Source organism: Ilumatobacter sp. (assembly GCF_030065885.1).
GTDB lineage: Bacteria > Actinomycetota > Acidimicrobiia > Acidimicrobiales > Ilumatobacteraceae > Ilumatobacter.
In genome coordinates this window covers 41,528-53,074 of the sequence record NZ_JASJCS010000015.1, presented here as the reverse complement: position 1 = coordinate 53,074, position 11,547 = coordinate 41,528, and the positions used below count along the sequence as shown (strand labels likewise).

General features: G+C 70.4%; 8 protein-coding genes and 1 pseudogene. 7 read left to right on the top strand and 2 right to left on the bottom strand.

The window, feature by feature from the left end:
* From QNJ12_RS05750 to QNJ12_RS05740, 3 genes and pseudogenes are all read left to right on the top strand, one after another.
* A pseudogene (locus QNJ12_RS05750) lies at positions 1 to 825 on the top strand (hypothetical protein); the annotation flags it as partial.
* Positions 826 to 850: 25 nt separating this feature from the next.
* On the top strand, positions 851 to 1,360 hold the full coding sequence (locus QNJ12_RS05745; RefSeq protein ID WP_300620077.1) for a DUF2231 domain-containing protein: 510 nt from the start codon (positions 851 to 853) through the stop codon (positions 1,358 to 1,360).
* A 297-nt stretch (positions 1,361 to 1,657) separates the two neighbouring features.
* A complete protein-coding gene (locus tag QNJ12_RS05740) occupies positions 1,658 to 3,655 on the top strand; it encodes a hypothetical protein (RefSeq protein ID WP_300620074.1) in 1,998 nt (665 codons plus the stop codon).
* Between the two features lie 81 nt (positions 3,656 to 3,736).
* Here QNJ12_RS05740 and QNJ12_RS05735 read toward each other — a convergent pair whose 3' ends face one another.
* Positions 3,737 to 4,150, bottom strand: a complete 414-nt coding sequence (locus QNJ12_RS05735) for an HPP family protein (protein WP_300620071.1) — start codon at positions 4,148 to 4,150, stop codon at positions 3,737 to 3,739.
* 62 nt (positions 4,151 to 4,212) lie between these two features.
* Here QNJ12_RS05735 and QNJ12_RS05730 point away from each other — a divergent pair, with 62 nt between their 5' ends.
* From QNJ12_RS05730 to mutM, 3 genes are read left to right on the top strand one after another with little or no spacing between them, the layout of a single operon-like run.
* Positions 4,213 to 4,506 carry a phosphopantetheine-binding protein gene (locus tag QNJ12_RS05730; protein ID WP_300620067.1) on the top strand — a complete coding sequence of 98 codons (294 nt, stop codon included), beginning with the start codon at positions 4,213 to 4,215 and terminating at the stop codon, positions 4,504 to 4,506.
* Positions 4,507 to 4,509: 3 nt separating this feature from the next.
* Positions 4,510 to 5,184, top strand: coding sequence for a ribonuclease III (gene rnc / locus QNJ12_RS05725; protein WP_300620064.1), 675 nt, complete (start codon positions 4,510 to 4,512; stop codon positions 5,182 to 5,184).
* Positions 5,185 to 5,187: 3 nt separating this feature from the next.
* On the top strand, positions 5,188 to 6,039 hold the full coding sequence (mutM, locus tag QNJ12_RS05720; protein WP_300620061.1) for a bifunctional DNA-formamidopyrimidine glycosylase/DNA-(apurinic or apyrimidinic site) lyase: 852 nt from the start codon (positions 5,188 to 5,190) through the stop codon (positions 6,037 to 6,039).
* A 69-nt stretch (positions 6,040 to 6,108) separates the two neighbouring features.
* On the opposite strand, the gene QNJ12_RS05715 is transcribed toward mutM, so the two are convergent.
* Positions 6,109 to 7,788 carry a hypothetical protein gene (locus tag QNJ12_RS05715; protein ID WP_300620058.1) on the bottom strand — a complete coding sequence of 560 codons (1,680 nt, stop codon included), beginning with the start codon at positions 7,786 to 7,788 and terminating at the stop codon, positions 6,109 to 6,111.
* 245 nt (positions 7,789 to 8,033) lie between these two features.
* Here QNJ12_RS05715 and smc point away from each other — a divergent pair, with 245 nt between their 5' ends.
* Positions 8,034 to 11,513 carry a chromosome segregation protein SMC gene (gene smc, locus QNJ12_RS05710; protein ID WP_300620055.1) on the top strand — a complete coding sequence of 1,160 codons (3,480 nt, stop codon included), beginning with the start codon at positions 8,034 to 8,036 and terminating at the stop codon, positions 11,511 to 11,513.
* The last annotated feature ends 34 nt before the right edge of the window (positions 11,514 to 11,547 follow it).

The following is an 11,547-nucleotide window of genomic DNA, read 5'->3' as shown; positions in this document are numbered from 1 at the left end:
GCGGAGTTCGCCGACCGGCGGCCGGCGTTCGGCAAGACCGGCACCCAGCAGAACAACTGGACGGCGTTCTTCGTGGGCGCCACCCCCGAGCTCTCGACGGCCGTGATGGTGCGCGACCCCGACCGGTACACGCCGATGCGCAACGTGCCCGAGTTCGAGGCGGCGGGGGTGTCCCGCGTGCAGGGTGGCACGTTCCCGGCCCGCATCTGGGGTGCCTACATGGAGCAGATCGGTCTCGAGCAGTTCGAGTTCACCGACTGGGACCGGCCCGGCCCACAGCCCCGCGAGGCGGCGCGGCTGTACCTCCCGGGCAACGAGTGCCTGTTCGACATCGTCGGCTACGAGCCGGCCGCGACGGTGCCGCCGGATCCGGCTGCGCCGCCTGCGGCACCGACGCCCTTCCGCTCGCCGCACGCGCCGCCGGCCACCGATCCGCCCGCCACCGACCCGCCGGCCACCGACCCGGCCGCCGGGACGGTCGTCCCGGTCTCGCTCATCGAATGGGAGATCGTCGCGCCCAACGAGTTCACCGGCGGGACCGTCACGTTCGAAGCGTCGAACGACGGCGAGTTCCCCCACGAACTGGTGCTCGTCCGCGGCGAGAGCTACGAGACGCTCCCGCTGCTCGCCAACGGCGCCGTCGACGAGGACGCGATCGCGCCCGACGACTTCATCGGACGCATCGAACGGTTCGAGCCCGGCCAGACGATGTCGGCGACGTGGGAGGTGCCGCCGGGCAACTACGTCCTGCTCTGCAACATCGCCGTCGGCCCGAACAGCCACGCCGCTGCCGGGCAGGTCCTGAGCGTGACCGTGACAGCCTGATCCCGACCCACGCGACACTGGACCGATGGAGTCGATCTTCGACCTGCCGACACACGTGCTCCTCGTGCACGCACCGATCGTGCTCGAGCCCCTCCTCGCGCTCGTCACCGTGGTCGTCGTCGCCCGATCACGTTGGCGGGCTCGCTTCGGCTGGTGGTTGGTCGGCGCGCAGGTGGTCGTCTTCGTCTCGGTGCTGCTCGCGATGCAGTCGGGTCAGGCGTTCGACGACCTGCTCGCCGGCCTCGTCGACGTCGGCAAGCATGAAGCGCTGGCCGAGACGACCCGCAACCTCATGCTGCTCTGGCTCGTCGCGCTCGTCGCCCTGCTCGTCGTCGAGCGGCGGTGGTCGCCCGGCGAACTCGCCGTCGAGCCCGTGACGGCGGACCGCGGCGCGATTGCGCTGCGTCTGATCGTGCCGGGCCTCGCCGTCGCCGTGGCGATCCTGGCCGTGCTCGCCACGATCTGGATGGTGCGGACCGGCCACGAGGGCGCCCGCGTCACATGGTCCGGCGTGATCGAACAACAGCGTGGCTGAACCCACCGGGCCCTGCTGCGCTGGCGACAGTCGGCCCTGGTAGCCGTGCTCGGAGGACGGGGAGGCAAGGGCGTCCGGTCCTGATCGCCCGAGGGGCCACGACGGGGCGGGGCCTGGCATGCCGGGCCACCGAACCAGGAAGCGTTCGCCGAGCAGCGCTTCGAGGCTCGGGCATCGAGCGTTGGCCTGGGTCGTCGGACCCTGGCGCCCCGTCGGAACCGCTCCGTACGATCGTCGCGAGGAGGTGTGATGAGCAGCCGCGGCCATCCGAGGGCTCGTCACTCCGCGTTGGTTGCCGTGACCGCGCTGCTGATGCCGCTCGCCGCGTGTGCGGCCGACGCCGACGACGTGGGCATCGAGTCGCCACCGTCGTCGCCGTCCACCGAGCGGACCGGCGGCGTCCCGACGTCATCGACCTCACCGACGACGCCAGAACGAACGACAGAACGGCCACCGCCGACCGGTCCGGTCGAGCCTCTCCCGTCGACGGAGGCAGCGGAGTCGATCATGGAGTGCGCCGATGCAGCGTCTCTGGCGCCGATCCTGGCGGTGCTCGGTTCCGGTCACACCGCCCGCGACGACCACCCTGCGGTCCGGCTCGGTGACCTGATCGCTCGGAACAGGGCGGTGATCACGGGTTCGCTGTCGTCGGTGAGCCGGCGCGTCGTGGACGGCTCGACCGTCACCGTCTACGAGCTCGACGACGTGAGCACCCTCGTCGGTGACGTCCATGGCATGACCAGCTTCAAGATCCCGTCCACGTGGCCGGACGAGCAGGGTGACCCACTCGCATCCGCCGTCGATGTTGCCGGCGTCGACGTGGTCGCGTTCCTCGACCCGGAGGACGACGAGCCATGGACGGTCGACGTCCACGGCTTCCACGTCGGGTGCGGTGGGACCGACGTGACCGCTGTGCTCGGTCCGCTACCAGACGACGCCGAGCGCGAATCGATCGAGGCCCTCGCCGAGCAGATCCGGACGCTCGATCCGATCGTGCCGGTGGGGTGGACACCGGAGTGCGTCGAGCTGTCGGCCGACCCGACGACCTCGAACGTGGACGCACCGGTGTACGGGCAGTTCGGCCCGCTCGGATCGGTGCCGGCGCTCGACATCACCGTTCCGCGCGGCCGCTCCGAGCGTGCGAGGCTGGCATCTGAGCCGGCGGTCGGTGTGCAGCGGGTCGACGGTGGCACCCTGATCTCGGTCCGGCCGAGCTCGTCCGATTGGTTCGCAGCGTGGATGCTCGCGCTGGTCGGTGACGACGGCGAGGTGCGCTGGCGGCGCTGCTTCGATGGGGCCTCACTCGGGTTCGTGGTCGTGGGGCCGACACAGACCGCGCTCGTGCTCGAGCACCCTCGGACCGACGACCACTCATTGGTCGATGCCTGGCGTGCCCTCGACGTGCGGACCGGCAACGACCTCGCCGCCCCGGACATCCCGGAGGGTCTCGGGGTCGAGGCGATCAGCGACCGTCACGTGGTGTTCGGCCGCAAGGAGGGTCGCATCTCGGTCGACGACGACCGGCTGCACGTGCTGGACGTCGCCAGCGGGTCGACGACGACGATCCCGTACCTCGAGCGTGCCAACGGTCAGCAGGCGTGGCGGCTCGAGTTCCGCCTCGACCCGGACGTCGACGATGGCTCGTTCCGGCTCTTCCACATGGCCTCCGAGTGGCGCCAGGTCGCCGGCGTGTTCGAGGGCGGCGCGTGGCGGACCGACGACGCCTCGATCCTCGCTGCGACGGACGTCTGGGCGGATGCCTCGTTCGAGGACAGGGCATGGTCGGGTCGCAACGCGATCGGCGAGGTCCTCTGGACGCGGCCGGAGCTGCTCGACCCCTCACGCGAGGGCTTCCGGAGCATCGAGGTGGGCGACCTCACGCTGCTCGATGCCTGTGCGGGTCGGACGGACGAGCAGTTCTGCGTGGACGGGTCCCTCGTCGCGCTCGAGACCGCATCGGGTGAGATCCGCTGGCAGCTCCCGGGTCAGCGTGCGGTCCCGGTGGCGGCGGACGGGTTCGCGATCGTCAGCAGCGGTGAGGTGTACGGCCCGACCGATTCCCCGCATCGGGCCGACGGCTATCTGATGGTCGACGTCGAGACGGGCCGGCTGGTCGACGACACGCAGCGGTGGCCGGGCCTCGACACGTTCCGGCAGGGGTGCTGCGGCGAGGGTGAGTTCGTGTGGGTGGCGCGCTCCGGAGGCGTCGTCTTCGCGGTTGACGGCGACCACGTCCGGGTCTGGTTCCCGCAGGGCGTCAACGACGAGACGATCAGCGTCGCACTCTGGGAGTGACGCTCACGACCGCGTGTCACTTGGTGTCAGACACCGTGTCACTTGGTGTCTGACACCAAGTGACACGGCAACTGGCACGGTTCAGAGATCGCGGAGGAAGCGAACGAGGTCGGTCGAGGTGACGATGCCGGCCATCGCGCCCGTCGCGTCGACCACGACGACGGAGTGCAGCTTGCCGTCGGCGAGCACGACGGCGGCGTCGTGCACCGTCGCCGTGTCGGGCAACGTCACCAGGTCGGTGCTCATCGCATCGTCGATGTTGAACTGGTGGTCGAGCATGTTCGTCAGCATGCGGTCGCTGGCACCTTCGATGTCGTAGACGAGCTTGAGCACGTCGGTGCCCGAGATCATGCCGACGGGTCGATCACCGTCGAGCACCGGCATGTGGTGGAAGCCGGCGCCCTGGAGTGCGTGGTAGACGTCCGACAGCGGTTGGTCGCGGTCGATCGACACCACGTCGGTGGTCATGACGGCGGTGATGGGATCGTCGCGCATACTTCGATTGTGATGGAGAGACACCCCGTCGAGCAAACAACGCACCAGGTAGAATCGCCCCGATGCCTGCAGAGACTCATGTGAACCAGGGCCCGATCGAGCGCGACGAGATCTTCGAGATCGTCCGCGATCGGCTGGCCGACATCTTGGAGATCGACCCGTCCACCATCAGCGAGGGGCAGTCGTTCGTCGACGATCTCGAGGCCGACTCGCTCGCGTTGATCGAGCTGGTCGAATCCCTCGAGGAGGAGCTGTCCGACCGAACGGTCGGCTTCCGGATCGAAGACGAGGACCTCGAGGATCTCAAGACCGTCCGCGACGCGGTCGACTACGTCCACGAGCGCACCGGCAGCTGAGCCGTGAAGGCGCTGCAGACGCGCCTCGGTCACGAGTTCAGTGACGAGAAGCTGCTCCATCGGGCGATGTGCCATCGCTCGTGGGTGGCCGAATCCGACGACGACCACAGCAACGAACGACTCGAGTTCCTCGGCGACGCGGTCCTCGGCTGGGTGATCGCCGATCTGGTGTTCCACCGCTTCGGCGATCTGGCCGAGGGTGCGCTCACCGACCTGCGGAAGAGCGTCGTGAACGCTCGCGCTCTGGCCGAGGTCGCCGCCGAACTGCACGTCGGCGAGCACATCCTGCTCGGGCGCGGCGAAGACGCAGCCGGTGGGCGCGAGAAGGTGTCGATCCTGTCCGACGCCATGGAGGCGGTGCTCGGGGCGGTGTACCTCGACGGCGGCGCAGACCCCGCGTACGCGCTCATCGACCGCCTGTTCACGCCACGGCTCGCCGACGCCGTCGACTCACTCGACCGGCTCGACTACAAGTCGGCGCTCCAGGAGGCCTTGGCACATCAGGGGCGCCCGTCACCCGACTACAAGGTGCGGTCGAGCGGCCCCGATCACGACAAGACGTTCTACGCGAGAGTGCTCGTCGCCAAAGAGCTGCTGGGCGAGGGCGAGGGGCGCTCGAAGAAGGCCGCTGAGCAGGCCGCCGCCAGCATCGCGTTCAATGCCATCACCGCGGACTGACGCGTGCCCGAGCTGCCCGAGGTCGAGACGGTCCGCCGCGGCCTCGAACGACGTGTGGTCGGCCGTCACGTCGGCGCGGTGGAAGTCGGCCGCGAACGGACCGTTCGCCGGACCAGCCCCGAGGCGGTCGTCCACGGCCTGACCGACACGACGATCCTCGCTGCGAACCGCCGTGGCAAGTACCTGCTGCTGCCGCTCGACAGCGGCGACGAGCTGATGATCCACCTCCGCATGAGCGGTCAGGTGCTGGTCGCGCCCACCGGCAACGATCGGCCGCCGCACACACACGTCGTGCTCCATCTCGATGGCGACGCCGACCGTCCGGCTGAGGAGCTCTGGTTCGTCGACCCGCGCACGTTCGGTGAGGTCGTCGTGTTCGATCCGGACAACGTCGCGGTCGAGATCCCCGACCTGGCCGCGCTCGGCCCCGACCCGATCGCCGAGGGGCTGGCGTTGCCCCAGCTCAGGGCCATCCTCCGCTCGCACCGCCGCCAGCTGAAGCCCCTGCTGCTGGACCAGCACGTCATCGCGGGCATCGGCAACATCTACGCCGACGAGATCCTGCACGAGGCCCGACTGCGCCCCGACCGGATCAGCGACGAGCTGTCGACGATGTCGGAACGGCGCCTCCACGACGCGATCCACCGCGTGCTGTCCGAGGCGATCGCGTCGGGTGGGTCGACGCTCGGCGACGCTCAGTACGTCGACCTCTTCGGCGAGGGCGGTTCGTACCAGGACGAGCACCACGTCTACGGCCGGGAGGGCGAACGGTGCCGGACGTGCGGCGTCGGTTGGATCCGTCGCACCGTCTCGGTCCAGCGTTCGACGTTCTACTGCCCACGCTGCCAGCGCTGAGCGGCGCGCCCGGGCCACGCTCGGAATGACTGAGCGGGGGTCCGTGACGTCGCGAGCCCGCCCCGCCGGTCAGGGCACGTTGAGCACCGTCTCGCAGGCGCTGGCGACGTCACCCGTCGACGAGTTGCGTGTGCCGCCGTTGCAGTAGTCGCCGAGGTCGTGCGGGCCGCCGCGAAGGGTGTCGGCGCCGTTGTTGCCGTAGATCATGTCGTCGCCGGCCTTGCCGGCGAGCACGTCGGCGTGGTTGCCGCCGAGGATCACGTCCGGTCCCCGGTCACCGGTGATCTTGTCGTGGCCGCCACCGCCGTACATCGCGTCCTCGTCGACCGAGCCGGTGTCGGTGTCGGTGTTCGCCCAGACGGTGTCGGCGCCGTTCTGCCCACGGAGCTCGTCGTCGCCGGGTCCCCCGTGGATCTCGTCGTCGCCGGTGCCGCCGAGCACGGTGTCGTTGCCCTCGCCGGCGAGGATGATGTCGCTGCCGGCGCCGCCGTAGATGAGGTCGCCGCCGCTCCCGCCGACGATGCCGTCGATCTGGCCGCCGCCGTCGATCGTGTCGGCGTCGTCGCCGCCGTCGATCAGGTCGACGCCGTCGCCGCCGTCGATCGTGTCGAAGCCACCGAGGGCGCAGATCCGGTCGTCGCCACCGAGTGCGTCGATGACGTCGTTGCCGGGCGTGCCGAGGATCACGTCGGGTCCGGGTGTCGGCGTCTGCCCGAGTGCGAGGTCGACGTCGACGACCTGCCCGAAGCAGATCGTGGGCACGGCGAGGATGCAGACCTCGCTGCCGGCGGTGATGATGAACCGGCCGACAGCGTCCTCGAAGCCGCTGCCGTTCAGTGGCTGGCTGAACCCGCACGGGTCGGGGAACACGCGCAGCTGCTGTGTCGTGATCGGGTCGTAGCGTCGGAGGTCGCCGGCGGTGTCGAAGCTCGTGTCGTAGACCCAGAACGCGCCGTCGCTCACCGAGAACTCGCCGAGGCCAGCGCCGAACGCACCGGTCTGGACGAAGTTCGTGGTGTCGAGGCGTTGGCCGGCGCCGGTGACGATGACGCTGCCGTCGGGTGCGACGACGGATCGTTGGGTACCGCTGACGGCGCCGTGGTCGTCTTCGAGGACGATCGGGATGCCGGGTTGGGTGAGGTCGAGCTTGTAGAGCGAGTTGGGGGAGAAGCCCTCGCCGACGTACACGAAGTCGCCGTGGCCCGTGAAGGTCGGGGCGGCCCGGATGATCTCGTTGCTGGCGACGCGGCTGGTGCTGTTGTCGGTGAGGTCGACGGCTGCGATGTACGCGAGCCCCGAGCTGCTGGGGCTGGCCGAGACGAGCAGGAGGTCGGGTTGCGGGTTGATCACGTCGTACGTCCGCGGGTCGTCGAGCTCGGGCACCGTGATGATCTGGGTCGTGTCGGCGACGAGGTCCCACACCGCGACGCCGGTCGAGTCGCGCAGGGCGACGAACAACGTGCTGCCGTCCGCGGACAGCTCGAGTCCCCACGGGTTGGCGAAGAAGTCGCTGTCGACCTCGAGCCCGGTTGTGAGGTCGATCGTGACGACCTCGTCCTGAGCGGGCACCGACACGTAGGCCAGCCCGGCCGTCTCGTCGATGGCGACGTCGTGGACGTCGGCGCCGAGGTCGATCACCGTCGACGTGGTGGCGGCGATCGCCTCGTCCACGCCGCCGCCGATGCTCGGCGCGATCACCGAGGTGGTCGTGACCGCGAGGGCCGCCAGGATCGCGTGTGGTCGCCGCATCTACATTCCTTCCGCCGGGTGCCGACGCCGAATGTAGTGGCCGTGTCGAGCCGTGGCCGCTTCCCACCGTCAAGGGATGTTCAGGGCTGCCGCCGGATGTCACTGAGTGCGAGGCGGCCGGCACATCGTCCGGTGCACGTCTGACCCCGGTGCAGGTGGTGAATCGGGGCCGTCTGGACGACGGCTGAACAAACTGCGCGAGTTCGCGAGTTCCGCAACACGCGACGAGTAGGTTTCGGCGAAGCGTGTTCCTGAAGAGTCTCACCCTCAAGGGCTTCAAGTCCTTCGCCGACTCGACCCTCATGGCCCTCGAACCCGGGGTGACCGTGGTGGTCGGGCCCAACGGTTCCGGCAAGTCCAACGTCGTCGATGCGATCGCCTGGGTCCTCGGCGCGCAGGCACCCAAGTCGGTGCGGTCGCAGAAGATGGACGACGTGATCTTCGCCGGTACCGAGTCGCGGCCCGCCCTCGGTCGCGCCGAGGTCAGCCTCACGCTCGACAACACGTCGGGGCTGCTCTCGGTCGAGTTCAACGAGGTGACGCTCACCCGCATCCTGTTCCGCACGGGCGAGAGCGAGTACGCCATCAACGGCGTGCCCTGCCGCCTGCTCGACATCCAGGAGCTGCTCTCCGATGCCGGCGTCGGCCGGCAACAACACGTGATCGTCAGCCAGGGTCAGATCGACGCGGTGCTGAACGCCCGGCCCGAGGATCGCCGGGGCATCATCGAGGAAGCGGCCGGAGTCCTCAAGTACCGCAAGCGCAAGGAGAAGGCCGAGCGGCGCCTCGACGCCACCGAGGCGAACCTGCTGCGGTTGCAGGACCTCCTGCGCGAAGTGCGGCGGCAGCTCCGCCCGCTCGAGCGGCAAGCCGAGGCGGCGCGGCGCCACGAGACGCTCGTCGGCGAGCTGCACACCCTGCGCGTGTTCGTCGCGGGGCGCGAGATCAGCGGCCTGCGCGCCAAGCTCGAGTCGATCGCAGCCGACCGGATCGAGGCGGTCCGCCTCGAGAACGACCTCAAGAACGAGCTCGCCGGCCTCGACACGCAGATCATGTCGATCGAGGCCCAGCTCACCGCCCGTGGCGAGAACGACGTGAGCGATCGCCTGATGCAGGTCGAGCAGCTGCGCGAGCGCTCGCGTGGTCTCACTGCGGTGCTCGCCGAACGCAAACGTTCGCTGGAGCGCGACCACGGTCAGCTGCTCGACGCCGGCGTCGTCGCCAACCTCGAAGCCGACGCGGCGCGCTTCCGGGCCGAGCTCGACGAGGTCGCTGCTGCGCTCCTCGGGGTGGCGCCCGACACCGAAGCGCTCGAGTCCGACGAGGTCGCGTTCCAGAGCGAGCGCGAGCGGGTCACCGAGGCGCTCGGCGCCGCCGACGGCGGGGCGAAGGCGGCAAGCGCAGCCGCCGAGGTGCGCGGCGAGCTGCGGTCGATCCGCGGCGGGGTCGAACGCACCGAGAGCGAACTGCGGCGTTCGACCACTCGCAGCGACGAGCTCAGGACCAAGCTGGCCGAGCTCGACGACGAGACCGACCGTCTCCGCGCCGACTGCGCCCGTGCGGAAGACGTCGAGTCACCGCTGGTGAGCCAGATCGAGCAGGCCGAGCAGACCCGCACCCAGGCCGCGGCCGACTTCGACGAGCGCACGGCCGAGCGGCACACCGCCTCCGACGAGGCCTCGCGTGCCCAGGCCCGCGTCGAGGCGCTCCAGCTCGCCCTCGACGCGGCCCACGCCCGCGCCGGTGCCGAGCGGCTCGCCGACGTCGACGGCGTCCTCGGCACCCTGCTCGACCTGGTCGAGATCGACGACGGGTGGCACAGCGCCGTCGAGGCAGCGCTCGGCGAGGCCCTGAACGCTGTCGTCGTCGATGGTCACACATCGGCGCAGCGCGCCCTCGCAGCGCTGCGCGAGTCCGACACCAGCGGGGCTGTGCTCGCGGCCGGCGTCTCGGCGGGCGACACGATGCGGCCGGCCGTCGGCGAGCCGGTGCTCCCGCACGTTCGCTCCGACCGGGCAGGGCTCGCAGGGCTGCTGGCGGCACTCGTCGGCGGCGCAGTGCGTGTCGATGGGCTCGACGCAGCCATCGACGCGGCGCTCCAGCACCCGGCCGCCGTCATCGTCACGGCGGACGGCGACCGATTCGCTCCGAACGGCTGGCGGATCGGCGCTGCGGCGGGCGGCGCCACTGCCGCCGCGCTCAACGACGCGACCGAGCGGGCGGCGCAGGCCGCCGATGCGCTCGCAGCCGCCGTCCAGGCGCAGGCCGACGCCCGACACGCCTTGGAGCAGGCGCGCGCCCACGAGCACCAACTCACGCGGCAGCTCGATCAGAACGACGCGCGCTTCACCGCGGCCTCCGAGGGTCTCAGCCGGGCACTCGGTCAGCGCCGCGAGGCCGCTTCCGAGCTCGAGACCCTCGGCGCGACCGTCGTCGATCTCGGCGGCCACATCGAGCGCGAGCGGGCCCGCATCGCCGAGCTCGAGACGGTGCTGCCGTCGTTGGATGCCGACGAGCAGGCCGAGGCCGAGGCAGCCAGGGCGCGTGGCGAGGCCCGCGCCGAGCTCGAGGCACGCGCCGCCGTCCTGGCGTCGCGCCGCCGCGAGTTGGAGGTTCGCAACGCGGGGCTGCACGAGCGGCAGCAGTTCCTCGAGGCCCGGATCGCCGAGACCGAGCGGCGTCTCGAGGCCGACAAGGAGGCACGGCTGGTCGCCGCCGACCGGCGCGAGCAGATCGAGCGAGCGATCCTGGCGATCGAGCGCCTGACCGGGCTCGTCGAGCGGCACCGGACGGTGATCGAGGCCGAGCACGACGACCTGGTCGAGCGTCGCCGCCGACAGAGCGACGAGGTGCGCGCGCTGGCGACCGAGCTCGACACGGCGCGCTCGGGTCGGACCGATGCCGAGCGGCGCCTCGAGGAGGTGCGCCACACCTCGCACCGCTCCGAGATCGAGGAGGCAGAGGCGAAGCTCAGGCTCGAGACGTCGATCGAGACGCTGCGCCGCGACCTCGACGTCGAACCAGCGACCGCCGAGGCCGCCGAGCAGCCGGAGCTGCCCGAGGGTGCCACTGCGGCCGGCCGGGTCCGCGAGCTCGACCGCGAGCTCCGCCTGCTCGGGCCGATCAACCCGCTCGCGCTCGAGGAGTTCAACGAGCTGCAGCAGCGCCACACCTTCCTCGAAGAGCAGCTCGACGACGTCCGCACGACGCGACGGGACCTGTCCCGGGTCATCAAGGCCGTCGACCAGGAGATCCAGAACGTGTTCGCCGGCGCCTTCGCCGACGTCAGCGCCAACTTCGCGCAGCTGTTCGGCACCCTGTTCCCAGGCGGTGAGGGCAAGCTCAAGCTCACGGCTCCGGACGACCTGCTCAACACCGGCATCGAGGTCGAGGCCAAGCCGAGCGGGAAGAACATCAAGAAGCTGTCCCTGCTGTCCGGCGGCGAGCGCAGCCTGACGGCGCTCGCGTTCCTGTTCGCGGTGTTCCGGAGCCGGCCGTCGCCGTTCTACGTCATGGACGAGGTCGAGGCGGCGCTCGACGACGTCAACCTGCACCGGTTCCTCGGGCTCGTGGCCGAGTTCCGCAAGGACGCCCAGCTGCTGATCGTGTCGCACCAGAAGCGCACGATGGAGGCGGGCGACTGCCTGCTCGGCGTGTCGATGCAGCCCGGCGGATCGTCGAAGGTCGTCACCGAGCGGGCCAGCACCGCGACGGCGCGGACCTGACCGGCCGGGTCAAACCGTTCCCTGGGTCGACGGG

Coding starts and splice junctions, on each gene's coding strand:
- QNJ12_RS05745 (WP_300620077.1), top strand. CDS start 851: ATGGAGTCGATCTTCGACCTGCCGACACACGTGCTCCTCGTGCACGCA.
- QNJ12_RS05735 (WP_300620071.1), bottom strand. CDS start 4,150: ATGCGCGACGATCCCATCACCGCCGTCATGACCACCGACGTGGTGTCG.
- QNJ12_RS05730 (WP_300620067.1), top strand. CDS start 4,213: ATGCCTGCAGAGACTCATGTGAACCAGGGCCCGATCGAGCGCGACGAG.
- QNJ12_RS05715 (WP_300620058.1), bottom strand. CDS start 7,788: ATGCGGCGACCACACGCGATCCTGGCGGCCCTCGCGGTCACGACCACC.